General features: G+C 50.9%; 22 protein-coding genes and 4 tRNA genes. 12 read left to right on the top strand and 14 right to left on the bottom strand.

From position 1 onward, the window contains the following. The first annotated feature begins 24 nt into the window (after nucleotides 1–24). Both ligA and OGV77_RS21940 read left to right on the top strand, forming a co-directional pair. Nucleotides 25–2,040 carry an NAD-dependent DNA ligase LigA gene (gene ligA / locus OGV77_RS21945; RefSeq protein WP_087050901.1) on the top strand — a complete coding sequence of 672 codons (2,016 nt, stop codon included), beginning with the start codon at nucleotides 25–27 and terminating at the stop codon, nucleotides 2,038–2,040. Between the two features lies 1 nt (nucleotide 2,041). Further along, nucleotides 2,042–2,260: a DUF3820 family protein gene (locus OGV77_RS21940; protein WP_003038102.1), complete on the top strand. Its 219-nt coding sequence runs from the start codon at nucleotides 2,042–2,044 to the stop codon at nucleotides 2,258–2,260. Here OGV77_RS21940 and OGV77_RS21935 read toward each other — a convergent pair. After that, entirely contained in the window at nucleotides 2,257–3,255 is a 999-nt protein-coding gene (locus OGV77_RS21935; RefSeq protein ID WP_047409665.1) for a bile acid:sodium symporter family protein, read from the bottom strand. The genes OGV77_RS21940 and OGV77_RS21935 overlap by 4 nt on opposite strands. Nucleotides 3,256–3,344: 89 nt before the next feature. On the opposite strand from OGV77_RS21935, the gene OGV77_RS21930 reads away from it, so the two are divergent. Next, nucleotides 3,345–4,271, top strand: a complete 927-nt coding sequence (locus OGV77_RS21930) for a LysR family transcriptional regulator (protein ID WP_087050900.1) — start codon at nucleotides 3,345–3,347, stop codon at nucleotides 4,269–4,271. Here OGV77_RS21930 and OGV77_RS21925 read toward each other — a convergent pair. After that, nucleotides 4,262–4,603 (bottom strand): FlxA-like family protein, encoded by a 342-nt coding sequence (locus OGV77_RS21925; protein ID WP_087050899.1) that lies wholly within the window; start codon nucleotides 4,601–4,603, stop codon nucleotides 4,262–4,264. The two genes, OGV77_RS21930 and OGV77_RS21925, sit on opposite strands and share 10 nt — an antisense overlap. Nucleotides 4,604–4,894: 291 nt before the next feature. Between OGV77_RS21925 and xapA the strand changes: the two genes are divergently transcribed. From xapA to OGV77_RS21910, 3 genes are all read left to right on the top strand, one after another. Continuing rightward, a complete protein-coding gene (gene xapA, locus OGV77_RS21920; RefSeq protein ID WP_043017119.1) occupies nucleotides 4,895–5,728 on the top strand; it encodes a xanthosine phosphorylase in 834 nt (277 codons plus the stop codon). Between the two features lie 57 nt (nucleotides 5,729–5,785). After that, nucleotides 5,786–7,042, top strand: coding sequence for a nucleoside permease (locus OGV77_RS21915; RefSeq protein WP_043017118.1), 1,257 nt, complete (start codon nucleotides 5,786–5,788; stop codon nucleotides 7,040–7,042). Nucleotides 7,043–7,140: 98 nt separating this feature from the next. Continuing rightward, the gene (locus OGV77_RS21910) at nucleotides 7,141–8,025 is read left to right on the top strand and encodes a LysR family transcriptional regulator (protein ID WP_043017117.1); all 885 of its coding nucleotides are present in this window, start codon (nucleotides 7,141–7,143) and stop codon (nucleotides 8,023–8,025) included. A 163-nt stretch (nucleotides 8,026–8,188) separates the two neighbouring features. Here the strand turns inward: OGV77_RS21910 and OGV77_RS21905 are convergent. Then, a tRNA-Lys gene (locus OGV77_RS21905) sits at nucleotides 8,189–8,264 on the bottom strand. Between the two features lie 4 nt (nucleotides 8,265–8,268). Then, nucleotides 8,269–8,344 (bottom strand) — tRNA-Val (locus OGV77_RS21900). A gap of 258 nt (nucleotides 8,345–8,602) precedes the next feature. Here OGV77_RS21900 and gltX point away from each other — a divergent pair. Continuing rightward, nucleotides 8,603–10,018 (top strand): glutamate--tRNA ligase, encoded by a 1,416-nt coding sequence (gene gltX / locus OGV77_RS21895; RefSeq protein ID WP_043017116.1) that lies wholly within the window; start codon nucleotides 8,603–8,605, stop codon nucleotides 10,016–10,018. Between the two features lie 56 nt (nucleotides 10,019–10,074). Here the strand turns inward: gltX and OGV77_RS21890 are convergent, their stop codons facing one another. Then, nucleotides 10,075–10,467 (bottom strand): MerR family transcriptional regulator, encoded by a 393-nt coding sequence (locus tag OGV77_RS21890; protein ID WP_043017115.1) that lies wholly within the window; start codon nucleotides 10,465–10,467, stop codon nucleotides 10,075–10,077. A gap of 1 nt (nucleotide 10,468) precedes the next feature. Further along, nucleotides 10,469–10,831 (bottom strand): YfeC-like transcriptional regulator, encoded by a 363-nt coding sequence (locus OGV77_RS21885; RefSeq protein ID WP_006683575.1) that lies wholly within the window; start codon nucleotides 10,829–10,831, stop codon nucleotides 10,469–10,471. 221 nt (nucleotides 10,832–11,052) lie between these two features. On the opposite strand from OGV77_RS21885, the gene OGV77_RS21880 reads away from it, so the two are divergent. Together OGV77_RS21880 and OGV77_RS21875 are read left to right on the top strand one after the other, a co-directional pair. After that, nucleotides 11,053–11,128, top strand: a tRNA-Ala gene (locus OGV77_RS21880). A gap of 42 nt (nucleotides 11,129–11,170) precedes the next feature. After that, nucleotides 11,171–11,246 (top strand) — tRNA-Ala (locus OGV77_RS21875). Nucleotides 11,247–11,389: 143 nt separating this feature from the next. Here OGV77_RS21875 and nupC read toward each other — a convergent pair. Next, nucleotides 11,390–12,592, bottom strand: a complete 1,203-nt coding sequence (gene nupC / locus OGV77_RS21870) for a nucleoside permease NupC (protein WP_042306965.1) — start codon at nucleotides 12,590–12,592, stop codon at nucleotides 11,390–11,392. 273 nt (nucleotides 12,593–12,865) lie between these two features. Here nupC and OGV77_RS24930 point away from each other — a divergent pair, with 273 nt between their 5' ends. Together OGV77_RS24930 and OGV77_RS21865 are read left to right on the top strand one after the other, a co-directional pair. After that, nucleotides 12,866–12,940, top strand: coding sequence for a hypothetical protein (locus tag OGV77_RS24930; protein WP_418219455.1), 75 nt, complete (start codon nucleotides 12,866–12,868; stop codon nucleotides 12,938–12,940). Continuing rightward, a complete protein-coding gene (locus OGV77_RS21865) occupies nucleotides 12,937–14,175 on the top strand; it encodes an Nramp family divalent metal transporter (protein WP_043017113.1) in 1,239 nt (412 codons plus the stop codon). The genes OGV77_RS24930 and OGV77_RS21865 overlap by 4 nt, the downstream gene beginning before the upstream one ends. Nucleotides 14,176–14,227: 52 nt before the next feature. Here the strand turns inward: OGV77_RS21865 and OGV77_RS21860 are convergent, their stop codons facing one another. From OGV77_RS21860 to mgrA, 6 genes are all read right to left on the bottom strand, one after another. Then, nucleotides 14,228–15,220, bottom strand: a complete 993-nt coding sequence (locus tag OGV77_RS21860; protein ID WP_087051275.1) for an ABC transporter permease — start codon at nucleotides 15,218–15,220, stop codon at nucleotides 14,228–14,230. Nucleotides 15,221–15,233: 13 nt separating this feature from the next. Then, nucleotides 15,234–16,760 carry a sugar ABC transporter ATP-binding protein gene (locus OGV77_RS21855; protein WP_087051276.1) on the bottom strand — a complete coding sequence of 509 codons (1,527 nt, stop codon included), beginning with the start codon at nucleotides 16,758–16,760 and terminating at the stop codon, nucleotides 15,234–15,236. 73 nt (nucleotides 16,761–16,833) lie between these two features. Then, nucleotides 16,834–17,796 (bottom strand): sugar ABC transporter substrate-binding protein, encoded by a 963-nt coding sequence (locus OGV77_RS21850; protein ID WP_043017111.1) that lies wholly within the window; start codon nucleotides 17,794–17,796, stop codon nucleotides 16,834–16,836. Nucleotides 17,797–17,839: 43 nt separating this feature from the next. Further along, nucleotides 17,840–19,048: a PfkB family carbohydrate kinase gene (locus OGV77_RS21845; RefSeq protein WP_043017110.1), complete on the bottom strand. Its 1,209-nt coding sequence runs from the start codon at nucleotides 19,046–19,048 to the stop codon at nucleotides 17,840–17,842. Nucleotides 19,049–19,342: 294 nt separating this feature from the next. Next, complete coding sequence (gene ypeC / locus OGV77_RS21840; RefSeq protein WP_003834889.1) at nucleotides 19,343–19,669, bottom strand: DUF2502 domain-containing protein YpeC; 327 nt, start codon at nucleotides 19,667–19,669, stop codon at nucleotides 19,343–19,345. A gap of 137 nt (nucleotides 19,670–19,806) precedes the next feature. Next, nucleotides 19,807–20,796 (bottom strand): L-glyceraldehyde 3-phosphate reductase, encoded by a 990-nt coding sequence (gene mgrA / locus OGV77_RS21835; RefSeq protein ID WP_047409686.1) that lies wholly within the window; start codon nucleotides 20,794–20,796, stop codon nucleotides 19,807–19,809. A gap of 181 nt (nucleotides 20,797–20,977) precedes the next feature. Between mgrA and OGV77_RS21830 the strand changes: the two genes are divergently transcribed. Beyond that, nucleotides 20,978–22,630: an alpha-keto acid decarboxylase family protein gene (locus OGV77_RS21830; RefSeq protein ID WP_087051277.1), complete on the top strand. Its 1,653-nt coding sequence runs from the start codon at nucleotides 20,978–20,980 to the stop codon at nucleotides 22,628–22,630. Here the strand turns inward: OGV77_RS21830 and OGV77_RS21825 are convergent, their stop codons facing one another. Further along, nucleotides 22,631–23,866 carry an ion channel protein gene (locus tag OGV77_RS21825; protein WP_075145852.1) on the bottom strand — a complete coding sequence of 412 codons (1,236 nt, stop codon included), beginning with the start codon at nucleotides 23,864–23,866 and terminating at the stop codon, nucleotides 22,631–22,633. Nucleotides 23,867–24,004 lie beyond the last annotated feature (138 nt).

Below are 24,004 nucleotides of genomic sequence, written 5' to 3'. Positions count from 1 at the left end.
GTTTTTTATCATTGATGGTGCGATATGGAATCAATCGAACAACAACTGACAGAACTGCGAACCACGCTTCGCCATCATGAGTATCTCTACCATGTGATGGACGCGCCGGAAATTCCTGATGCGGAGTACGATCGCCTGCTGCGTGAACTGCGCGAGCTGGAAGCACAGCATCCGGACCTTATTACCCCCGACTCGCCAACCCAGCGCGTTGGCGCCGCTCCGTTAACGGCGTTTAGCCAGATTCGCCATGAAGTGCCAATGCTGTCGCTGGATAACGTTTTTGATGAAGAGAGTTTTCTGGCCTTCAACAAGCGCGTTCAGGACAGGCTGAAGAGTACCGATAAACTGACCTGGTGCTGTGAGCTGAAGCTGGACGGGCTGGCGGTCAGTATCCTGTATGAAAACGGTGTGCTGGTTAGTGCCGCAACGCGTGGTGATGGCACCACGGGTGAGGACATTACTTCTAACGTGCGCACCATTCGCGCGATCCCGTTAAAACTGCGTGGCGATAACATTCCGACGCGTCTGGAAGTGCGCGGTGAAGTGTTCCTGCCGCAGGCCGGATTTGAAAAAATTAACGCAGAGGCCCGTCGCACGGGTAACAAAGTTTTTGCTAACCCGCGTAACGCGGCGGCCGGGTCATTGCGTCAGCTTGATCCGCGTATCACAGCGAAGCGACCGCTTACTTTCTTCTGCTATGGCGTGGGTGTGCTGGAAGGCGGCGTACTGCCTGATACTCACCTGGGCCGCCTGCTGCAATTTAAAGAGTGGGGATTGCCGGTAAGCGACAGAGTCATGCTTTGCGACTCTCCGGAGGAAGTACTCGCTTACTATCATAAAGTTGAAGAAGACCGACCAACGCTGGGATTTGATATCGACGGCGTGGTTGTCAAAGTCAATTCTATGGCGTTGCAGGAACAACTGGGCTTTGTTGCCCGCGCACCGCGTTGGGCGGTGGCCTTTAAGTTCCCGGCGCAGGAGCAGATGACCTTTGTGCGTGATGTTGAGTTTCAGGTCGGACGTACCGGGGCGATTACGCCCGTTGCCCGCCTTGAGCCGGTCCAGGTTGCCGGGGTGCTCGTCAGTAACGCAACGCTGCACAACGCTGACGAAATCGAGCGGTTAGGTTTGCGTATCGGCGATAAAGTCGTCATTCGCCGCGCGGGTGATGTTATCCCGCAGGTGGTGAACGTCGTGCTTTCCGAACGCCCGGAAGATACTCGCGAAATTGTGTTCCCAGAGCATTGTCCGGTTTGTCACTCTGACGTTGAACGTGTCGAAGGCGAAGCGGTCACTCGCTGCACCGGTGGTTTAATCTGTGGGGCTCAGCGGAAGGAGTCGCTGAAACACTTTGTTTCCCGCCGCGCGCTCGACGTTGACGGTATGGGCGACAAAATAATCGATCAACTGGTCGAAAAAGAGTATGTCCATACGCCAGCGGATCTCTTCACCCTGACCGCAGGTAAACTGACTGGTCTTGATCGTATGGGGCCGAAATCGGCACAAAACGTGGTGAATGCGTTGGAAAAAGCGAAGGCAACGACGTTTGCCCGTTTCCTCTACGCGCTGGGAATTCGCGAAGTCGGCGAAGCCACGGCGGCAGGTCTGGCGGCGCATTTCGGCACCCTCGAGGCGCTGGAAGCAGCCTCTATTGAAGAGCTGCAAAAAGTGCCGGATGTCGGCATTGTGGTAGCGACCCACGTATTTAATTTCTTTGCCGAAGAGAGCAACCGCGAGGTGATCGTGCAACTGCTGGCGCAGGGGATTAACTGGCCAGCGCCGGTGGTCATTAACGCTGAAGAAATCGACAGTCCCTTCGCGGGTAAAACAGTGGTGCTGACCGGGAGTCTGAGCCTGATGTCACGCGATGACGCCAAAGCGCGACTCACCGAGCTGGGCGCAAAAGTGGCGGGCAGCGTATCGAAGAAAACCGATCTGGTGATTGCCGGTGAAGCGGCGGGCTCGAAACTGGCGAAAGCGCAGGAGCTTGGGATTGCCGTGATCGATGAAGCTGAAATGATCCGCTTGCTGGGTGCCTGAGATGGAAAAAGAGCAGCTGGTTGAAATCGCCAATACCGTGATGCCCTTTGGCAAGTATAAAGGTCGTCGGCTGATTGATGTACCGGAAGAGTATCTGCTGTGGTTTGCCCGAAAGGATGAGTTCCCGCCGGGCAAGCTCGGCGAACTGATGCAAATCACGCTGCTGATTAAAACTGAGGGGCTGACGCAACTGGTGCAGCCCCTGAAACGCCCGCTTTAAGCCTTCGCGGCGCGGCTTTTCTGCTGCGCCTGTAATGCATCCGTCTGCTGCTTGTAGCGACGCGCCAGCACGGCGCACGCCATCAGCTGTATCTGGTGGAAGATCATCAACGGCAGCACCATCATCCCAATCACCGACGTCGGGAACAGAATATTTGCCATTGGGATCCCGTTCGCCAGGCTCTTTTTCGAACCGCAGAACACAATGGTGATTTCATCGGCTTTGTTGAAGCCGCATTTACGCGCAACAAAGACGTTTATACCAATCACGACGGCCAGCAGGATGATGCTGACCACCACGATAAACAGCAATGAACCCACCCCCACTTTATGCCAGATCCCGTTAACCACGGCTTCACTGAAGGCGGAGTACACCACCAGCAAAATAGAGGATTGATCCGTTTTCGCGATCCATTTTTTATGTCGTGCTACCCAGTTTCCAATCCACGGACGCGAAAGGTGACCTAGCACAAACGGCAGCAGCAGCTGCAGCATGATTTTTCCTACCTGCTCCAGACTGCCTTCTGCGCCGTGCATATTCATCACCAGCCCGACCAGAAGCGGCGAAAGAAAAATACCCAACAGGCTGGAAGCAGAAGCAGAACATACGGCGGCGGCAACGTTACCGCCTGCCAGCGACGTAAAGGCGATGGCTGACTGCACCGTGGCGGGCAAAATACACAGGTACAGGAAACCGGTGTAGAGCATTGGGTCAACGTTGACTGGCGCCCACCAGGCGAAAAGAACGCCCAGAACCGGGAAGACAACAAACGTGCTGCACATTACCCACAGATGCAAACGCCAGTGGCTACCACCAGCAATAATGGCCTCACGAGAGAGCTTCGCCCCGTGCATAAAAAACAGCAGGGCAATGGCGGCGGTGGTTAAGCCTTCAAAGAAAGGCACAAAGCCACCCTCGGCCGGGAAAAAGGACGCTAGCAAAACAACCGTAATCAGCGTTATCGTGAACGGATCAAGGATACGAAAAAGTTTCATAAAAGCTCCTGAAATTCGGTAGTAACATTTTGCGTTTTTCCGTTTGAGAAATAAAATTGATTTATTGCATCCATATATGAATCGAATAGATGAATTACTCTCTGCGTCAGCTGCGTATCTTTGTTACCGTCGCTCAGGCCAAAAGTTTTAGCCGGGCGGGGGATATCATTGGCTTAAGCCAGTCGGCGGTCAGCCATAGCGTTAAAGAGCTTGAAGCGCAGACGGGTGTGCGCCTGTTGGACAGAACGACGCGGGAAGTGGTGCTGACGGAAGCTGGCCATCAGCTGGCGGCGCGTCTGGAACGCATTCTGGACGAACTGCACAGCACCTTGCGTGAAGCAGGCCAGGTAGGGACGCAGTTAACCGGGACGGTCAGAGTGGCTGCCAGTCAGACTATCTCGGCGCACCTTATTCCCCAGTGTATTGCCCAGAGCAATCAGCTTTATCCGGCGATCGATTTTGTGCTGCACGACCGGCCACAGCAATGGGTACTGGAAAGTATTCGCCAGGGAGAAGTCGATTTTGGCATTGTGATTGATCCCGGCGCCGTGACTGATTTGCAGTGTGAAGCCGTGCTGTCCGAACCTTTCTTGTTGCTGTGTCGGCAGGACCATCCTTTAGCCCAGCGGGAATGGGTAAACTGGCAGGATCTCTACCATGAGCGTCTGGTGCTACAGGATTATGCTTCCGGCAGTCGGCCGCTGATCGATGCGGCGCTGGCCCACTTTTCCATTGATGCCAATATTGTTCAGGAGATTGGTCACCCGGCCACGCTGTTCCCGATGGTTGAGGCGGGAATTGGTATTAGCGTACTCCCCGCGCTGGCGCTCCCTTTACCGCAGGGCAGTCATCTGAAGGTGAAGCGTCTGACACCGGTGGTTGAACGGCAACTGATGCTGGCGCGACGTAAAAATCGTTCTTTATCGACCGCGGCTCAGGCGTTATGGGACGTGGTGCGGATGCAGGCCAGTGAATTAACCGCCGGTCGTGCTAGCGATCCTTTGTATCAGATATAAATATCGACCCGATGTGGGTCGGTAGCATTGTTGACGCCGCTAGCTTTTCTTTGATCGGCGCTTTGCTTTTGCTGTGACTCCTCGGCCTGCTGGCGCAACAATTGAGCCAGCTGTGCTTGTAACATCTTGATTTGAGTCTGAATAAGCTCCTGCTGCTCGCGCTTCTGCTCAACACTGCCACTGCTATTGGGGATATCTTTGAGCTGCTGGGTTAGCTTGGTTATCTTATGGGTGATTTGTGCAATCTGTGCGGAGATATCATTCCCGGCTGATGCTTTTCCACCGCCGCTACTGCTTTGAACAGTTGGGGTGGAAACGTTGATAGTTGTCATACGGATCCCTCGTGTCATAAAACATGAGTATCGGCATCAGCGAACAGAACTTCAGCAATAATACGGCCGAGTGGAGTTTAATCATAAAAATCCCAAACCTTAATGTATCTGTTTTCCTGTGCCATTTCTGGCTCGAAAATAATGTGATTTCAGGCTGATTTAGCGCACCTCATCGATACCGATTTACTATCGGTTGTCGGGATAAACGGTATTGGTAATCGATTGCGTAGTCTCGCTATAACTGTGCTGTACGCTACGTCATTTTCGATTACTCAGTGTTAAGGACATCTTATGAGCCACTCTCTTTTCTCGCAAAACCCATGGTACAGCGCCGATATTATTCGTGGTTACAAACCGGATTTCACGCCGCGTGTAGCGTTTATCCTTGGTTCTGGTCTGGGCGCGCTGGCGGATCAAATTGAGGATGCGGTGGCCATCTCTTACGAGAAACTACCGGGTTTCCCGGTGAGTACCGTACACGGTCATGCCGGTGAACTGGTGCTGGGAAATCTGTCAGGCGTACCGGTGGCCTGTATGAAAGGACGTGGACATTTCTATGAAGGGCGGGGCATGACGGTGATGACGGATGCCATTCGTACGCTGAAGCTGCTGGGCTGTGAGCTGCTGTTTTGCACGAATGCCGCAGGTTCTTTGCGTCCCGAAGTCGGACCAGGTAGTCTCGTTGCGCTTAGCGATCACATCAATACGATGCCGGGTACGCCGATGGTAGGGCCAAACGATGAGCGTTTTGGTGAGCGATTCTTTTCACTGGCGAATGCCTATGATGCTGACTACCGCGCGGTCCTGCAAACCGTTGCCGCTGAGGAAGGGTTCCCACTGAGTGAAGGGGTTTTTGTCTCTTATCCGGGACCGAACTTTGAAACCGCGGCAGAAATCCGCATGATGCAAATTATCGGTGGTGATGTGGTGGGGATGTCGGTGGTGCCGGAAGTTATCTCTGCGCGCCACTGCGGTCTGAAAGTCGTTGCGGTGGCAGCCATCACGAATTTGGCGGAAGGTCTGGGTGATGTGAAATTATCTCACGCACAGACGCTGGCGGCAGCGGAACTGTCCCGGCAGAATTTCATCAATCTGATCTGCGGCTTCTTGCGCAAACTGGCCTGAATAATTAAAAAATGACCCCGCTTGCGGGGTCTTACTTTTTTGGCAAGGAACGGAAAAATGGGTATCGCATCTCGCTTAAAGCTCATGTCGTTTTTGCAATATTTCATCTGGGGAAGCTGGCTGGTAACCCTGGGTTCTTACATGATTAACACTCTGGATTTTACCGGTGCGAACGTCGGTATGGTTTACAGTTCGAAAGGGCTGGCGGCGATTATCATGCCGGGCATTATGGGCATCATTGCCGATAAATGGCTACGTGCCGAGCGCGCTTACATGCTCTGCCATCTGGTGTGTGCTGGCGTGTTGCTATACGCCACAACCGTTACCGATCCCCAGACAATGTTCTGGGTGATGTTGGTTAACGCGATGGCGTATATGCCGACAATAGCGTTATCGAACAGCGTTTCATACTCGTGCCTGGCGCAATCGGGTCAGGATCCGGTCATTGCGTTCCCGCCAATTCGTGTGTTCGGCACGATAGGTTTTATTGTGGCGATGTGGACGGTCAGCCTGATGGGATTGGAGTTGAGTAGCGCGCAGCTGTATATCGCGTCAGGTGCTTCATTGCTACTGGCGTTATATGCTCTTACATTACCCAAAATTCCGGTTGCCGAGAAAAAAGAGTCCGCCACGCTTGCCAGCAAACTGGGGCTGGACGCCTTTGTCCTGTTTAAAAAACCGCAGATGGCAATCTTCTTTTTGTTTGCGATGATGCTGGGGGCGGTGCTGCAAATTACCAATGTCTTTGGTAATCCGTTCCTGCATGATTTTGCCCGTAACCCAGAATTCGCCGACAGTTTTGTGGTGAAGTACCCCTCCATTTTGCTTTCGGTTTCGCAAATGGCTGAGGTAGGCTTTATTCTCACAATCCCGTTCTTCCTCAAACGCTTTGGCATTAAGACGGTGATGCTGATGAGCATGCTGGCATGGACGCTGCGCTTTGGCTTTTTTGCCTTTGGCGATCCGTCACCGTTTGGTTTTGTGCTGCTGCTGATGTCGATGATTGTCTACGGCTGCGCGTTTGATTTCTTCAATATTTCAGGGTCGGTATTTGTTGAGCAGGAGGTTAGCTCAACTATTCGCGCCAGTGCGCAGGGGCTGTTTATGACGATGGTAAACGGCGTTGGCGCATGGGTGGGTTCAATCCTGAGCGGTATAGCGGTGGACTATTTTTCTGTTGATGGTGTTAAAGATTGGCAGACAATCTGGCTGGTCTTTGCCGCCTATGCGCTGGCCCTGGCAGTTATCTTTGCATTGTTCTTTAAATACAATCATGAGCCTGAACGACGGGTACAGAAATCACCGGCACATTAACGTCCCATTAGCGGCGGGTTCCGATACCCGTCGTTTCATTTTCTGCGAGCCAATATGGTAACTTTGCGCATTACCCTTATTTCAGGAGCGCATTATCCATGGAACGCACGCACCGCATCGATCTGAAGTTACTGCGTTATTTTCTTGCTGTTGCAGAAGAACTGCATTTTGGACGCGCTGCTGCTCGCCTGAATATGTCGCAACCGCCGCTCAGTACCCATGTTAAAGAGCTGGAACAGCAGCTCGGGACTTTGCTATTTATCCGTCATTCCCGCAGCGTAGCGTTAACCCACGCTGGAAAGATATTGATGGAAGAGTCGCGCCGACTGTTATCCAGCGCCAATCAGGCGCTGGCGAGAGTGGAGCAGATTGGTCGCGGTGAGGCAGGGCGAATTGAACTCGGGGTCATCGGTACTGCGATGTGGGGAAAAATGCGCCCGGTAATGCGGCGTTTTCTGAAAGATAATCCCAACGTGGAGGTGCTTTTTCGCGAGAACATGCCCGCGATGCAGATGACGATGCTGGAACGCCGTGAACTGGATGCGGGAATTTGGCGGATGGCTACGGAGCTTTCTCCCGGGTTTACCAGTTTGCGTTTGCATGAGTCCTCTTTTCTGGTTGCTATGCCTGAAGAACATCCTCTTACCGCCAGTGAATTCGTTCCTCTGGAGGCGTTGAGAAATGAATATTTTGTCACGATGCCCTCCATTCATACCGACTGGGCATTTTTGCAGCGCGTATGCCTGAGCGCTGGATTTTCACCGATGATTATTCGTGAGGTGAGGGAGCCGCAAACGGTGCTGGCGATGATCAGCATGGGGATTGGTATTACGTTGATTGCTGACAGTTATGCGCAGATGAGCTGGCCGGGTGTGGTATTCCGACCGTTAGAGGAACGTATTCCGGCGGATTTGTATATTGTGTATGACCAACAGCAGGCGACGCCCGCGCTGGAGAAACTGGTGGCAGCATTGACGGTATGATATCTGTGCCGGATGGCGACTAACGTCTTATCCGGCCTACGCGTGCGGTATTGTCTGTAGGCCTGATAAGCGCAGCGCATCAGGCAAGGCCCGAACCTGCTGCAGGTTCGAATCTTATAAATCGCAGATAGTAAAAAGGCGCCTTTAGGGCGCCTTTTTACATTGGTGGGGCGTGCAGGATTCGAACCTGCGACCAATTGATTAAAAGTCAACTGCTCTACCAACTGAGCTAACGCCCCGAAGTGGTGGGTGATGACGGGATCGAACCGCCGACCCCCTCCTTGTAAGGGAGGTGCTCTCCCAGCTGAGCTAATCACCCCCGCTGTGTGGAGTCGCATTATAGGGAGAGTTGAAAATGAGTCAACGCATTTTCTAAAGAAATTGTTCGTTCGTCGTAAATTTAAACAAAACGATCGCAAAACAATCCATGCGGCATGATTTGTATACGAAAATGGCAAAGCGTGATGTTCCAACCCGATCAACATTGAGGAATCAGACCACAGTGATAGAATACGAGCCTGATAATCTTCCCTGGATTTGCCGGTTGTCGGCATCTTTATAAACGTAAGGCCATTTCATGAAAATCAAAACTCGCTTCGCGCCAAGCCCGACAGGTTACCTGCACGTCGGCGGTGCGCGTACTGCTCTTTATTCCTGGCTTTTTGCACGTAACCATGGCGGTGAGTTTGTGCTGCGTATTGAAGACACCGATCTCGAACGCTCCACGCCGGAAGCTATTGAAGCCATTATGGATGGCATGAACTGGCTGAATCTGGAATGGGATGAAGGCCCGTACTTCCAGACCAAACGTTTTGATCGCTACAACGCTGTGATTGATGAGATGCTGGAAGCAGGTACTGCATATAAATGCTACTGCTCCAAAGAGCGTCTGGACGCGCTGCGCGAAGAGCAAATGGCGAACGGTGAAAAACCGCGTTACGACGGCCGCTGCCGCCACGGCCACGAACATCACGCTGCTGATGAACCTTGCGTGGTGCGTTTTGCCAACCCGCAGGAAGGTTCCGTTATTTTTGACGACCAGATCCGTGGGCCGATCGAATTCAGCAACCAGGAGCTGGACGATCTGATCATCCGCCGTACCGACGGTTCCCCGACCTACAACTTCTGCGTTGTGGTTGACGACTGGGATATGGAAATCACTCACGTCATTCGTGGTGAAGACCATATCAACAATACTCCACGTCAGATCAACATCCTGAAAGCGCTGAATGCGCCGGTACCGGTTTACGCGCACGTGTCGATGATCAACGGCGACGATGGTAAAAAACTCTCCAAACGTCACGGTGCGGTCAGCGTTATGCAGTATCGCGACGACGGTTACCTGCCGGAAGCGCTGCTGAACTATTTGGTGCGTTTGGGCTGGTCCAGCGGCGATCAGGAAATCTTCACTCGTGAAGAGATGATCAAACTGTTCTCCCTTGGTGCAGTGAGCAAATCTGCCAGTGCGTTCAACACCGAAAAATTGCAGTGGTTGAACCATCACTACATTAATGCGCTGGCGCCGGAATATGTGGCAACGCATCTGCAATGGCACATTGAGCAGGAAAATATCGATACCCGCGTTGGTCCGCAGCTGTCAGAGCTGGTTAAACTGCTGGGCGAGCGTTGCAAAACGCTGAAAGAAATGGCGCAGAGCTGCCGCTATTTCTACGAAGACTTTGCTGAGTTCGATGCTGACGCGGCGAAGAAACACCTGCGTCCGGTAGCGCGTCAGCCGCTGGAAGTGGTTCGCGACAAGCTGGCTGCGATTAGCGAGTGGACGGCAGAAAACGTGCACCACGCGATTCAGGCAACCGCTGATGAGCTGGAAGTGGGTATGGGTAAAGTTGGGATGCCGCTGCGCGTAGCCGTTACCGGGGCAGGTCAGTCTCCGGGATTAGACGTCACGGTGCATGCGATTGGTAAATCCCGCAGCATTGAGCGTATTAATAAAGCGCTGGCATTTATTGCTGAGCGTGAAAGCCAGCAGTAAGACCGATAGACCGATGAAAAAACGGCAGGAGTGCATCCTGCCGTTTTTTTTGCCTGTTATTCAGACTCATCAATATCCAACCGGGCAAGAAAATTACGAATACCTTCGCGCGAGATAAACTGCCACAACTTTTCTTGTTCCGTAGGGGACATGTTGTCCAAAGAGCTAATTATCTGGCGACAGGCGTGGCTGCGCACCACGGGGGTGTATTCTGCCAGCGATTCTTCAGCCTGATAAACCTCAGGGACTTTGCGAAAAGCCGGAATATTGAGCAGAAACGTGCGGACGCTGGAGTCGATATGAATCAGCCTTGCACGACCACCTTTAACGCCGGGAAATTTTTCGGTGGTCCAGTTTTGTTCCCTGATCCAACGATTGACGGTTTGTTTGGCAACCCCGAGACATTCCGCCAGTTCTTCGGTCGTCATTTTGCTGCGTAATTTTTTCATATTATTTGTTTTCGCGGATCCCTAAGCGTTGTAATAAACCCGTAATGCCTTCACGCAGGATCAGAGACGTAAACATTTTCTGTTCTGACGGCGTCATCTCTTTGGCGAGTCTAATCAGCAGTGCCTCAATAGAAGTATCGCCGGATAACGATAAGTTATCTGATAAACCTTCGGCTGAACGCTCAGCGCTGCGAATGTATTCACGAACTTGTTCGGTGACGTGAACCAGTCGGGCTTTACCGCCCTGTACGCCAGGTTTTGGTGATGTAGCCCAACCCTCCTTGCGCACCCATTTATTGATGGTCTGTCGGCTGTATCCGGTCAGATTAGCAAGTTCTTCTGGCGTCATCCGTTCCTTGAACATAACGATTCCCTGAATAGTCGTGGGGTTAATTAGTGGCTCATTTTATAGCACCATTTTAGTAGAAACCGTGACGCGTTTAACTACTGAATGCGAGTTGTTACGCAATGTTCTTCATTTGACTGCTTTTTCAGCGATTGAATTCTTTGAGTTAATTTTGCCGTTGACACACGCGAAGGGAATTCATATGATGCCGCCCGTCAACTCGACAAGCTTTACGTTGTGGGGCTATAGCTCAGCTGGGAGAGCGCTTGCATGGCATGCAAGAGGTCAGCGGTTCGATCCCGCTTAGCTCCACCAAATTTAATCCCAATAAATTTGGTACATACGTAAAAGCATCGTGGGGCTATAGCTCAGCTGGGAGAGCGCTTGCATGGCATGCAAGAGGTCAGCGGTTCGATCCCGCTTAGCTCCACCAAAATTGAAACCCTCGCTGAAAAGCGGGGGTTTTTTGTTTCTGTATCTTGCACAGTCTGTGCCTGTATCTCTTTGGATTGCTAAATAGCAGGCATAAAAAAGCCGGGGAATCCCCGGCCTTTTCACTACGACGTTGTCTTACGCTTACAGCACCAGTGCTGCGATAGATGCAGACAGTACGCTCACCAGCGTAGAGCCATACACCAGCTTCAGACCAAAGCGGGAAACCACGTTACCTTGCTCTTCGTTCAGGCCTTTAATCGCACCGGCGATAATACCGATAGAAGAGAAGTTAGCGAAGGAGACCAGGAATACAGAGATGATGCCTTCTGCGCGCGGAGAGAGCGTGGAGGCGATTTTCTGCAGGTCCATCATCGCAACGAATTCGTTGGAAACCAGTTTAGTTGCCATGATACTGCCCACCTGCAGCGCTTCGCTGGACGGCACACCCATTACCCATGCAACCGGGTAGAAGATGTAACCCAGGATGCCCTGGAAGGATATGCTGTAGCCAAACCAACCGGTCACGGTCGCGAACAGGGCGTTCAGGGCAGCGATCAGCGCGATGAAACCAATCAGCATCGCCGCAACGATAATTGCCACTTTGAAACCCGCCAGGATGTATTCACCCAGCATTTCGAAGAAGCTCTGGCCTTCGTGCAGGTTAGACATCTGGATATTTTCTTCGCTGGCATCAACGGTGTACGGATTGATAAGCGACAGTACGATAAAGGTGCTGAACATGTTCAGAACCAGCGCCGCAACAACGTACTTCGGCTCCAGCATGGTCATGTACGCGCCGACGATAGACATGGAAACGGTCGACATCGCTGTTGCAGCCATGGTGTACATACGGTTGCGAGACATTTTGCCGAGAATATCTTTATAGGCGATAAAGTTCTCGGACTGACCCAGGATCAGCGAGCTGACGGCGTTGAAGGATTCCAGCTTGCCCATACCGTTCACTTTGGATAACAGGAAACCAATTGCGCGGATGACAACCGGCAGAACACGGATATGCTGCAAAATACCGATCAACGCGGAAATGAAGACGATCGGGCAAAGCACTTTCAGGAAGAAGAATGCCAGGCCTTTATCGTTCATGCTGCCGAAGACAAAGTTTGTTCCTTCATTAGCGAATCCGAGAAGTTTCTCAAACATCTCGGAGAAGCCTCTCACGAAGCCCAGACCAACATCAGAGTTCAGGAAGAACCATGCCAGTAACACTTCAATAACAAGCAACTGAATAACATAACGAATGCGGATTTTTTTACGGTCACTGCTTACCAGCAGTGCGAGTACCGCAACCACGGCAAGGGCCAGGACAAAATGAAGAACACGGTCCATATTTGCTCCAAATATGAGGCAGGTTTAGTTTTCGTGCACATTCTATGTAACAACCATAAAGAAAACGAGATCAAACACACACTATAATAAGGACCTGTGACGAGATTCAAAATTAGTGATCGGTGATACACTTCTGTTATGTTTAGTATGGAAGTGAAAAGTTATGTCATTGTGCTAATCTCATAACAATAATTAAACATTTCACCAGTTTTTCCAGAATCCTTATCGATCCATAGACAAACGCTATCAGAGAAATCAACTTCACCCATTAAAATGAATTTGATAATCATTCTCAACAGGCGTAGCTTGAAACATAGCAAAGGCTATGTTTCTGAGGCACTAAAATGACTAACGATCGCGTTGAGAGTAGCAGTGGACGGGCAGCGCGCAAGTTGAAGCTCGCATTAATGGGACCTGCGTTCATCGCGGCGATCGGCTATATCGATCCAGGTAACTTTGCCACCAATATCCAGGCCGGGGCCAGCTTTGGCTACAAACTGCTGTGGGTAGTGGTCTGGGCAAACCTGATGGCGATGTTGATCCAGGTGCTGTCGGCAAAACTGGGTATTGCTACGGGTAAAAACCTGGCGGAGCAAATTCGCGATCATTATCCTCGCCCGGTGGTGTGGTTCTACTGGGTGCAAGCCGAAATTATCGCCATGGCGACGGACCTTGCTGAATTTATTGGCGCCGCGATTGGCTTCAAGCTGATCCTCGGCGTTTCCTTATTACAAGGGGCCGTGCTCACCGGGATTGCGACGTTCTTAATTCTGATGCTGCAGCGTCGCGGGCAAAAGCCGCTGGAAAAAGTCATCGGCGGCCTGCTGCTGTTTGTGGCTGCGGCTTACATTGTGGAGCTGGTTTTTTCGCAACCGAACTTCGCGCAGCTTAGTAAGGGAATGGTGATCCCAAGCCTGCCTAATTCCGAGGCGGTGTTCCTGGCAGCCGGGGTGCTCGGCGCGACTATCATGCCACACGTCATTTATCTGCACTCTTCCTTAACCCAACATCTGCACGGCGGAACGCGTCAACAGCGCTATGCGGCCACGAAATGGGATGTGGCTATCGCCATGACGATTGCCGGATTTGTCAATCTGGCGATGATGGCGACGGCTGCCGCGGCATTTCATTTTAGCGGACATACCGGTATTGCCGATCTCGATCAGGCGTATCTGACCCTTGAACCGCTGTTGAGTCACGCTGCGGCGACGGTGTTTGGTTTAAGCCTGGTGGCTGCGGGGCTCTCTTCTACCGTGGTCGGTACGCTGGCGGGGCAGGTGGTGATGCAAGGATTTATCCGCTTTCACATTCCGCTATGGGTACGCCGCACCGTTACCATGATGCCATCATTTATTGTGATTTTGATGGGATTGGATCCGACCCGCATTCTGGTGATGAGCCAGGTATTGCTTAGTTTCGGTATTGCGCTGGCACTGGTGCCGCTGCTGATCTTCACCAGCAACAGTCAACTGATGGGCGATTTGGTAAATACCCGCTGGGTAAAACAACTGGGCTGGGTGATTGTTGTGTTGGTGGTGGCACTCAATATCTGGCTACTGGTGGGAACCGCGCTCGGTTTGTAGTAGGGTTTGCTTTTGCTTATGGTTACCCGGATGTACCGGGTAACCATGGCATTTATTTTTTATTCAGGTGGCTACGGTAGGTATCCAGTACCACTGCAACGATAATAACCGCTCCTGTGATAAAGCGTTTTGTAGGCTCGCTTGCCCCAACTTGCGCCAGCCCTGCAGCCAGAACGGAAATAATTAAGGCGCCAAGAAAAGTGCAGATAATTGAACCTCGTCCTCCCATCAAGCTTGTGCCACCAATCACGACAGCAGCAATAACCTGTAGCTCCATGCCAACACCACTATTCGGGTCAGCGGCCTCAAGACGTGCCACCTGAAACAGTGAAGCCAGACCGGATAATCCCCCCATAAGCGCAAATACAGCGATCTTATAAGGTCCAGGATTAATGCCTGATAATCGAACTGCTTCTTCATTGGTACCAATACCAATTAAATGGCGGCCAAATACGGTTCGGGTTAATACCAGATGCCCGACAATAATGACTACAATAGCAATAATAAAAGACGGGGAGACGCCGAAGAAAATGGGGTCGGCCAGGTAGTCATAAATCGAACCGATATAAGCCGTTCGCGAATCAGTCAACTGGTATGCTGCTCCACGAGCCATTTCCAGCACCCCGAGAGAGACGATAAATGCCGGAATACGCCAGGCTACAGTAATCAAGCCTGTTAACGCCCCAACCAGTGTTGCGAGCGCTATACCAGAGAGGGCAGCTAGCCATGGCGACCACTGGAAATTTAAATAAGTAACGCTTACTACTGCGGCGGCAAGAGCCAGTAGCGACCCCACGGAAAGGTCGATACCGGCAATAATTAATATAAATGTCATCCCCACCGACATAACGATTAAGTCAGGGATTTGATTCGCAATAGTACTAAAAGTATTCATGCTCAGGAAATGCGTACTGAGGCATGAAAAGAGCACGATCATCGCTAATAATGCTCCGAGTAGCCCGATGTAGCTACTTAACCCTGTCCATGACGTCTGGGCGTTTCCCTTCTCTGCTGCCGTTTGTTTTGTCGCTAAGTTATTCTTCATTTTTTATCCCCGGCTATTCGGTGGAAGTCTTTTCTGCGTGCTGATATGCAGAAAATGCTGCTGCTAAAATTCGATCCTGGCTCCAGTCATCCCGCGAAAATGTGTTCACTAACTTTCCATCGGAAATTACCGCAATACGATCACAAACGAGCATCAGTTCGCGAAGGTCACTGGAAACGACAACCACGCCTTTCCCCTTTGCCGTCAGCGTATTCATTAATTGGTAAATATCTTGTTTTGCGCCGACATCGATACCGCGAGTGGGTTCATCAAATAATACAACGTCGCAATCTCGTTCCAGCCAACGGCTAATCAGCACTTTTTGCTGGTTGCCACCCGATAAACTCTCCACCGCCTGTAAAGTGTTGGTCGTACGGACACCTAAACTTTTAATGTGTTTGTTCGCTAACGTCGTTTCGCTTAAAGAGTTAACAACCGACAGATGACTTATTTTGTCGCTGTTGCCCAGCGAAATATTGGCTGCGACCGATTGAGGTAATAAAAGACCTTCACCTTTACGGTCTTCTGTGACTAACGCAATACCGTGCCGTATGGCGTCTGCTGGAGAGCGAATCGCTATAGGTTTTAATGGATCGCCAGTCTGTAATGTACCGCTGTCAATTTTATCTGCGCCAAAAATAGCGCGCAGAAGTTCGGTTCGACCAGAGCCAACCAGACCGCTAATACCTAACACTTCACCACTGTGCAACGTAAACGAAGTATCCCGAATGATTTTCCCACGCTTGAAATTTTCCACCTTCATTATGGGGCGGCCAGCCCGACGTCCACTTAAATCAAATGAACTTTCCAAATCACGTCCGACCATCAGGGAAACAATCTGATCGCTGGTAAAATGCTTGATCTCGTCTACGCAAACTAAATGACCATCTCGCAGAACAGCAATATCATCTGCAATTATGGCTAACTCATCCAGCCGGTGAGAGATGTAAATTATTGAAACCCCGCGGGCTTTGAATAACGCTATTTGTTTAAACAATAATTCAACTTCGCGGCTACTGAGCATGGCTGTCGGTTCATCCAGAATAAGCACCCGGCTTTCACCAATTAAGTTCCTCGCAATTTCAATCATTTGTTGATGGCCGATGCCTAATTCACCCACCAGAGTATTCGGGGCGATTGATTGTAGTCCGACCATTGCCATGACGGGGCGAGCCATTTGCTCTAACTTTTTACGATCAATCCAGCCAAATCGGTGAGGGAGTTGTTCGAGAAACAGATTCTCTGCCACCGACAGCGTAGGCAGTAAATTGAGTTCCTGCATAACCATGCGAATACCCAATTTTTCCGCATCTTTTCTGCTTGTTGGTGCGTAAGGTTGTCCCTGATAAATCATCTGTCCGGCGGTTGCGCTGGTGAGTCCCCCAATGATTTTGGATAAGGTACTTTTTCCAGCACCGTTTTCCCCCGTCAACGCTAATACTTTTCCTGGATATAATGCTAGCGTTACATCCACCAGGACAGGTTCACTATAGGTTTTACCTATTCCCTGTATTGCGAGGATCTCTTGTCCACTTTTCATATTCTGACCCTATCCGGTAAGCCGCTGTGATACCTGAGTCGTTGCAATATCACAGCGGCGTACTGTTATTAGCTTATTGTTTAACAATAAGTTTTATTGGCGTTTCAACGTTGCTGGACAACTCACTCTGCTTTTTGCCATTTTTTAGCGCGTCGAGTGCGGCATCAATGCCGAATACCGCCTGCTGGGACGCAAATTGATCGGCTGTTGCTAAGACGCGACCATCATTCAGCATAGGTTTAATCGCTTCGATATTGTCATAGCCAACCACCATAACCTGTCCTTTTTTTCCGGCTGAACGAATCGCAGAAACGGCGCCTAATGCCATATTATCGTTATCTGCTAGCAACGCTTTGATATCGGGATATTCGCTTAACATTGCAGCGGCTACCGCATTAGCGTTGTTAATTTCCCATTGACCGGATTGAACGGAGACCACCTTCATTCCACCCTGCGCCATTGCATTCTGGAAACCCAGAGTTCGTTGCTGAGAATTGCTGGAGGTTGGAATACCTTCGATAATACCAACCTGATCGCCCGGTTTGAGGTGTTTCGCTAAATAATCACCAATATCTTTAGCACCTTTTTGGTTATCTGGACCAACAAAAGGAATGTTTAATTTTTTATCTTTGAGTACGCCATCATCAAATTTATTATCAATGTTAATAACAATTATTCCTGCATCAATCGCTTTCTTAATTACCGGCAGGAGTGCTTTTGAATCTGATGGTGCAATAATGATAGCATCGGCTTTAGAGACGATCATTTGCTCTACAATCTGGATTTGATTTGCCGTATCCGTTTCGTTCTTGATTCCGTTAGAAATCAAGTCAAATTTGTCTGCATTTTTTTTCTGATAATCCTTTGCTCCAGTCTCCATTGTCAGGAAAAACTCGTTTGCTAGCGATTTCATGACCAGCGCGACTTTAGGTTTATGCGTCTGGGTATCAGCGGCAAAAGCAGGCGCGGCGAAGGCGGCGGAAAGCGTTAATCCGACAGTTGCACCGATAACATGATAAAACAATTTATTTTTCATCTAATTATCCTATAGGTGTAGGGGGGTATGATGCTCTAAATAGTTACTGCATTCGGTGATAAACGAGCGAGTTACTGGGCATGTTTGATGCACCTTTACGTTCAACTTTCAACGAGGCAAACGCAGAAGCATACTGCGCTGCATGGATGAGTCCTTTGCCATTTGCAATACATGCAGCCAGTGCTCCGGTAAAGGCATCACCTGCTCCACTGGTATCGACGACAGCTGATTTATAGGCAGGTATATGGGTAAAAACTTTGCCATCAAAGATCAGACAACCTTCGCTACCTAACGTGATAATGACGCATTTTGCGCCTTGAACATGAATGTTTTTGGCAGCATTTTTTGCCGAATAAATATCGACAATGGTGATGCCAGACAGTGCTTCAGCTTCAATTTTATTTGGGGTAATAATATCTATTAGATGTAATATTTCTTTTATTTCTGAAACATACGGCGCTGGGTTTAACACAACGAGAGATTTTCCAATTTTTGCCTGCATTACAGCATAACGGGTTATAGGGAAATTGTTTTCTAATTGAGTTAAAAATACCTTGCAATTGCGAATGGTATCAATATCCAACAAAATATCCTCTTGGGTAAATGTTTCATTGGCCCCAAGATCGATGCTGATCATGTTGTCTCCGGTGGCACCAGAAACCCATACGATAGCAATCCCAGTTGATGACATTTCATTTTCAAAAAAAGAAAATGATGAGATTTCAGTGTTTGTTAAATATCGCTTAGCTTTTTTGGAAAACTCATCGGCACCTAACTTTACCGTTAAGTGAACATTGTTATTGATTTTTGCCGCAGCCACGGCCTGATTTGTACCTTTTCCCCCGGCATAAAAATGGGTTGCTGATGCGCGTATTGTTTGCCCTACCTGGGGTAGTGTTGTTGTTTCAGAGACAATATCAACGTTAAACGAACCGAGGATGTAAATGCTTTCATCAATATAGTTGTTTTGTGTAGAACGGGTTGCCGCAGGCGCAATATCTTTGTCGCTTTTAAATCCATTCAATATCGTTTTTGTAAACGATTGTTCAAATAAGGATTCATCATCAGGTGTGTTTTTTAATTGTGCGCCACCATGAAATAATGAGAATAGAGTATTTTGGCATAACTCGTTTAGATCATTACGAATAGTTCGAGTTGTTACCGATAATTCCTTTGCTAATTCGCTAACATAAACTTTTTTATCCGTTACCAGCTTAACGCGAATGGCTTTATGTCGTTCTTGTTTTTTCATTAGCGCCCACCCCCAACTTTTATAGTATTAAATTTATGTTAATATTTATGGCGTAAAGCTCAAAAAAAGCACCATAAATCGGAATTTTTTTTTCCGATTTTGCGAATTAGTGAAATGATGAGGAAAGTTGAGAAAATCTGGGCGGCTTTGCTGCGAGTGAGCGAAGACTGGCTTTTGGGTAAGAATGACGCAAAAGGGTCCCTGTAAAGACATGGACCCTTTTTTTAAACCTGCCAACAAAGTATGGGATTGCTCCCTTGTAGGAAGGGGATTACATACTGGCTTTTTGTTACATTAATGATGATGCTTGTGGCCGCGCCCACGACCGCGGTGGTCATCGCGATCGTTCCAGCCTTCACGATAACCGCGCTCATAAGCTTTGCGTTTGTCCCAGCCACGATGGTAGCCGTTGTCATGACGCCACCAGCGATTTTTGCGCCACTCATAGTTATGGTGCCAGTAATCCCGGTCGCGCCAGCGGCCGCCATCCCAGTAGTTACCGTAATTATCGCGATCGCCAATTTGTAATTTTATGGATGGCAGCAGGGTGATTTCGCCGGCGTTCGCGGCCAGCGGTGTAAAAGCCAATAAGACTGCCGCCAGAATCAGTGACCTGAACATGTTTTCTCTCCTTCACGATCGAGCCGTAGCCGGCCTGTTAAGGTAATATTACGGGGCAGTAAAGCCCCGTTTCATCGCCACAACTCTTAAATCGCAAGTGAGAGCACTTTTTGTTAATAAATGTGTCTTTATTTCAATCAACTCAGGATGGCATCGATCTCCGCGCACTCTGCAGGCGTAAAGTGACGGTTTGCCAGCATCCCAACAGCATCTTCAATTTGCGCCGGTTTACTGGCGCCAATCAGCACCGACGTGACGTTGTCATCCCGGAGCACCCACGCGAGCGCCATTTGAGAAAGCTTTTGTCCGCGTCGCTCTGCCAGCGCGTTCAGCGCCCGCACCTTTTCCAGTTTTTGTGGGGTTAACTGGTCTGGGTTCAGAAAACGGCTGGTGCTTGCCGCGCGAGAATCCGCAGGAATACCGTTCAGATAGCGGTCGGTTAACTGCCCGCCAGCCAGCGGTGAAAAGGCGATACTGCCGACGCCTTTTTCTTTTAATAGCGACAGCAATCCCTCTTCGACCCAACGTTCAAACATAGAATATTTGGGCTGGTGGATGAGGCAGGGCGTACCTAAATCATCTAGTATTTCAATCGCTTGCTTTGCAAGATCGGCCGGATAGTTAGACAGTCCGACGTACAGCGCTTTGCCCTGACGGACGATATGATCCAACGCGCGCATGGTTTCTCTGAGCGGCGTTTCAGGGTCGGGGCGATGGTGGTAGAAGATATCGACATACTCCAGTCCCAGACGCTTCAGGCTTTGGTCGAGGCTGGCAATCAGGTATTTGCGTGAGCCCCAGTCCCCGTAAGGGCCTTCCCACATGGTGTAACCCGCTTTGGTGGATATAATAAGCTCATCCCGCCACGGTAAAAAATCTTCCTGCAGGATGCGACCAAAATTCCGTTCCGCTGAACCTGGCGGCGGACCATAGTTATTCGCCAAATCAAAATGACTGATCCCCAAATCGAACGCGCGCTGTAACAACGCCCGACTGTTCTCGACCTGCGTGGTATCACCAAAATTGTGCCACAAGCCCAGAGAGATAATCGGCAGTTTAAGACCGCTCTGACCGCAACGGCGATACTCCATTGTTTGATAACGATTTTCATCAGCCTGATAAGCCATGTAGCCTCCTGTCGGATAACGTGTATCTCTGAGTGTATACGTTTACACAAGGTGGGTAACAATGAAATTTTCGGGTGAAAACTGTACATCTTGCTTTCCACCCCTTCACTGCGACTTTCCTGGACAGTCATCACAGTTCTTCGATACTCAACATGAGGTTACCGTCAGAAGGATAGCTGTCATGCAAACCCCGTATTCCGTTGCTGATTATCTGCTGGACAGGCTGGCAGGCTGTGGCGTCGGCCATCTCTTTGGTGTGCCTGGCGATTATAATTTGCAGTTTCTTGACCATGTGATTGAACATCCCAGCGTACGTTGGGTCGGGTGTGCGAACGAGTTGAATGCGGCTTATGCTGCGGATGGCTATGCTCGGGTATCCGGGGTGGGGGCGCTGCTCACTACGTTTGGCGTTGGGGAGTTAAGCGCAATTAATGGTATCGCTGGAAGCTATGCGGAATATGTTCCAGTTTTGCATATTGTTGGCGCGCCCTGTCGCGGAGCGCAACGTCGTGGGGAGTTAATGCATCACACTCTGGGTGACGGTGATTTTCTGCATTTTTATCGTATGCAGCAGGCGGTGACGACGGCCAGCGCGGTGCTGGATGAACAAAACGCCTGTTATGAGATTGACCGTGTGCTGCGAACAATGCTTATCGAACGCAGGCCGGGCTATCTGATGTTACCTGCGGATGTGGCAAAACAGCCCGCTACGCCGCCGGATGACATTCTGATTGTTCCTCTGAGCGAGCCGGAAAGCAGTGTGGCAGAAGCGTTTCGCTATCATGCCCGCGAGCGATTGCTGGATAGCCCGCGCGTAGCGCTCCTGGCAGACTTTCTTGCGTTGCGCTTTGGCCTGCAGCCAGTTTTGCAACGCTGGATGGCGGAAACGCCGATGGCTCACGCCACGCTGTTGATGGGCAAAGGGCTGTTCGATGAGCGTCATCCGGCGTTTGTTGGCACGTACAGCGCTGGAGCCAGCAGCGACTATGTGCGTCAGGCGATAGAAGATGCCGACACGATAATGTGTGTCGGCACACAATTTGTCGACACCCTCACCGCCGGCTTTACGCAACAACTACCGCAGGAACGCACGATTGAGGTGCAGCCACATGCCTCACGGATTGGAACCAGATGGTTTAACATCCCAATGGAGCAGGCAGTCACCACCTTGCGGGAACTGTGTCTGGAAATGTCCTTTTCACTACCGCCAGAACGCCCGCCCACAGGACGTATTCAGATTGAGAAGGGGGCTCTGACGCAGGAAAATTTCTGGCATACGGTGCAGCAGTTTCTGGCGCCCAATGACATTATCCTCGTCGACCAGGGAACCGCCGCCTTTGGCGCGGCTGCGCTCACGCTACCCGGCGGAGCGGAAGTGCTGGTTCAGCCGCTGTGGGGGTCTATCGGCTACGCGCTCCCGGCGGCATTCGGTGCGCAAACTGCCTGCCCCGAGCGCCGGGTGATCCTGATTATTGGTGATGGCGCGGCGCAGCTCACCATTCAGGAACTGGGCTCTATGGTCAGGGACGGCCAGTCTCCCGTTATTCTGCTGCTCAATAATGATGGCTATACCGTGGAGCGGGCCATACATGGGGAAAATCAGCGTTATAACGATATCGCCGCCTGGAGCTGGACGCAGGTGCCGCAGGCGTTTAGTCGTGAATGTCAGGCCGAATGCTGGCGGGTAAAGCAGGCGGTACAGCTGGAAGAAGTGCTGGCACGGTTGGCCCGTCCGCAACGATTGTCGTTAATTGAGGTAGTGCTACCGAAAGCCGATCTTCCTGAGTTATTGCGCACGGTAACCCGTGCGCTGGAAACGCGTAACGGAGGATAGTTATTTATCCGGACGCTCGGCGACCATCATCGGTTTGCCCGCCAGCAGTAGCCAGGCGGGTAGCATGACGATACACAGTAGCGGCAGCAGGGTGGAGTCTGGCACCACCACTGCTGCCATAAACAGGCTCAGCCAGGCGTCACGGGTAACGACCAGCACCAGTCCAAGGATCGCGCAGGAGACCGTGATGGCCGCTGGCACCGCTTCAACGTGGGCGTGCAGCATCAGGCCAAGCGCGACGCCAACGAACACTGCCGGGAAAATTCGCCCGCCGCGAAAACCGCTCGCAGCTGCAACCACCAATGCCGCCAGTTTGATCACGGCGAGCATGAAATAATCCGATGTCCCCAGCGTCTGGCTGAACGCCATTTGCTGCATTTCGTCCAGCCCTTTAAACAAGGTGAGCGGTCCACCAATAACGCCCAGAATACCGAGGATAAAGCCGCCAACGCCAAGGATCAGAACCGGGTGTTTTAATCGATGCATTAAACGGTGTAAACGCGGCAGACACCAGACGGCCACCATCCCGGCGGCAATGGCGATGGCGGCAACGACCGCACCGCTGAGGATATCGATCAAGTGCATCTGCGTGTAGTGTGCAATGGGTAATGAAAAATGGGGGTGAAAAAACAGGCTGGTGGTCAGTGAACCCGCGGCGGCGGCCATTAACGGTGCAAACAGGCGATCCCACAAGGGCACTTCGTTCGAGCTATTCAGCGTTTGCGAAAATACCAGTGCGGCGGCAACGGGGGTGCCAAATAGCGCGCCGATGGTGCCGGCAGAGGCAAGGATAGTCCAGTCCAGCTTCGCAATGCGCGGAAACATGCGGCTGCCGAGTGCCACAGCCAGTGCGATGTTCACGGTCATAATCGGGTGTTCCGGACCCAGACTGACGCCTCCCGCGAGGCCAAGGATGAGCGCGGCCAGCAGGCCCGGTATTGCTGATGTTGGCACCGGCATACCAATTAACGGTTCACAGGCAGGATCCGGTCCCGCGTGGCCCTGGCTGTAGCGAATAACTAACCCGACCATGATCCCCGTGAGCGTCAGCATACCGATAATCCACAGCGCAGAGTCCTGGGCAATACCAATGCTAACGGGTAGGCGCTCCCACAAAAATTGCTGTAAAACGGAAGCCACTTTCATCACAACGATCAACACCAGGCTCGACGCTATGCCAATGATTAGCGCTGGAGTTGATAGCAAGAGCATCGTTCTGGCGCGCGGATGGAGCATTTTCTATTCCTTAAAACAGAGTCATAGACATAGTTTGCACAGCCTGCGTAACCGCATCGCTGCAAATGGTGCTGAAACGATAAAGTAATTATGTGATCTGGATCGATTTTCCACGGGCATCAGCCTTCAGGCCGTTGT

The organism is Citrobacter sp. Ce129 (assembly GCF_030334545.1).
Taxonomy (GTDB): domain Bacteria; phylum Pseudomonadota; class Gammaproteobacteria; order Enterobacterales; family Enterobacteriaceae; genus Citrobacter; species Citrobacter europaeus.
This window is presented reverse-complemented; position numbering and strand designations above follow the sequence as displayed.

Coding starts and splice junctions, on each gene's coding strand:
- mgrA (WP_047409686.1), bottom strand. CDS start 20,796: ATGGCTTATCAGGCTGATGAAAATCGTTATCAAACAATGGAGTATCGC.
- OGV77_RS21890 (WP_043017115.1), bottom strand. CDS start 10,467: ATGAAAAAATTACGCAGCAAAATGACGACCGAAGAACTGGCGGAATGT.
- OGV77_RS21940 (WP_003038102.1), top strand. CDS start 2,042: ATGGAAAAAGAGCAGCTGGTTGAAATCGCCAATACCGTGATGCCCTTT.
- xapA (WP_043017119.1), top strand. CDS start 4,895: ATGAGCCACTCTCTTTTCTCGCAAAACCCATGGTACAGCGCCGATATT.
- gltX (WP_043017116.1), top strand. CDS start 8,603: ATGAAAATCAAAACTCGCTTCGCGCCAAGCCCGACAGGTTACCTGCAC.
- ypeC (WP_003834889.1), bottom strand. CDS start 19,669: ATGTTCAGGTCACTGATTCTGGCGGCAGTCTTATTGGCTTTTACACCG.
- OGV77_RS21930 (WP_087050900.1), top strand. CDS start 3,345: ATGAATTACTCTCTGCGTCAGCTGCGTATCTTTGTTACCGTCGCTCAG.
- OGV77_RS21850 (WP_043017111.1), bottom strand. CDS start 17,796: ATGAAAAATAAATTGTTTTATCATGTTATCGGTGCAACTGTCGGATTA.
- OGV77_RS21825 (WP_075145852.1), bottom strand. CDS start 23,866: ATGCTCCATCCGCGCGCCAGAACGATGCTCTTGCTATCAACTCCAGCG.
- ligA (WP_087050901.1), top strand. CDS start 25: ATGGAATCAATCGAACAACAACTGACAGAACTGCGAACCACGCTTCGC.
- OGV77_RS21865 (WP_043017113.1), top strand. CDS start 12,937: ATGACTAACGATCGCGTTGAGAGTAGCAGTGGACGGGCAGCGCGCAAG.
- OGV77_RS21845 (WP_043017110.1), bottom strand. CDS start 19,048: ATGAAAAAACAAGAACGACATAAAGCCATTCGCGTTAAGCTGGTAACG.
- OGV77_RS21935 (WP_047409665.1), bottom strand. CDS start 3,255: ATGAAACTTTTTCGTATCCTTGATCCGTTCACGATAACGCTGATTACG.
- OGV77_RS21925 (WP_087050899.1), bottom strand. CDS start 4,603: ATGACAACTATCAACGTTTCCACCCCAACTGTTCAAAGCAGTAGCGGC.
- OGV77_RS21885 (WP_006683575.1), bottom strand. CDS start 10,831: ATGTTCAAGGAACGGATGACGCCAGAAGAACTTGCTAATCTGACCGGA.
- OGV77_RS21910 (WP_043017117.1), top strand. CDS start 7,141: ATGGAACGCACGCACCGCATCGATCTGAAGTTACTGCGTTATTTTCTT.
- nupC (WP_042306965.1), bottom strand. CDS start 12,592: ATGGACCGTGTTCTTCATTTTGTCCTGGCCCTTGCCGTGGTTGCGGTA.
- OGV77_RS21915 (WP_043017118.1), top strand. CDS start 5,786: ATGGGTATCGCATCTCGCTTAAAGCTCATGTCGTTTTTGCAATATTTC.
- OGV77_RS21860 (WP_087051275.1), bottom strand. CDS start 15,220: ATGAAGAATAACTTAGCGACAAAACAAACGGCAGCAGAGAAGGGAAAC.
- OGV77_RS21855 (WP_087051276.1), bottom strand. CDS start 16,760: ATGAAAAGTGGACAAGAGATCCTCGCAATACAGGGAATAGGTAAAACC.
- OGV77_RS21830 (WP_087051277.1), top strand. CDS start 20,978: ATGCAAACCCCGTATTCCGTTGCTGATTATCTGCTGGACAGGCTGGCA.